The 458-nt window shown below is 46.7% G+C and carries 1 protein-coding gene; it reads left to right on the top strand.

From position 1 onward, the window contains the following. On the top strand, positions 1 to 458 hold a 458-nt coding region (locus A0J57_RS25790; protein WP_153023184.1), incomplete at both ends, for an HAD-IC family P-type ATPase.

Below are 458 nucleotides of genomic sequence, written 5' to 3'. Positions count from 1 at the left end.
GCCTTGAAGAAATGGCATTGGATAAAGCGCGTGATGCGGTAAGCAAGCTTGGCAAGCTGACTCCCAAAACTGCAACTGTCATACGTGATGGTAACGAACTCGAGCTTTCTGTCGATGAAGTCAAAATCGACGAATTGGTAGTAGTTCGCCCAGGTGTACGCATCCCCGTGGATGGCGCGATTGCGGCCGGTTCTTCAGCCATTGATCAATCACCGATAACAGGAGAAAGCATGCCTGTTGAAAAATCCCCAGGCGATCAGGTCTTTGCTGGTTCTGTTAATGGTAATGGTGCAATTCAGGTGCGAGTGAGCAAACTTGCTAAGGACAATACATTAGCTCGTGTGATGCAGCTCGTAGAAGAATCACAAACACAAAAAACAAAGACCCAACAACTTACCGAAAAATTCACCAGTTGGTTTGTGCCCGCAGTACTGATAATCGATCTATTGCTTATTGCC

The organism is Sphingobium sp. 22B, from assembly GCF_001580035.1.
Taxonomy (GTDB): Bacteria; Pseudomonadota; Alphaproteobacteria; order Sphingomonadales; family Sphingomonadaceae; genus Sphingobium; species Sphingobium fuliginis.
The sequence above is the reverse complement of the archived record's forward strand: the minus strand, read 5'-3'. Positions and strand labels throughout refer to the sequence as shown.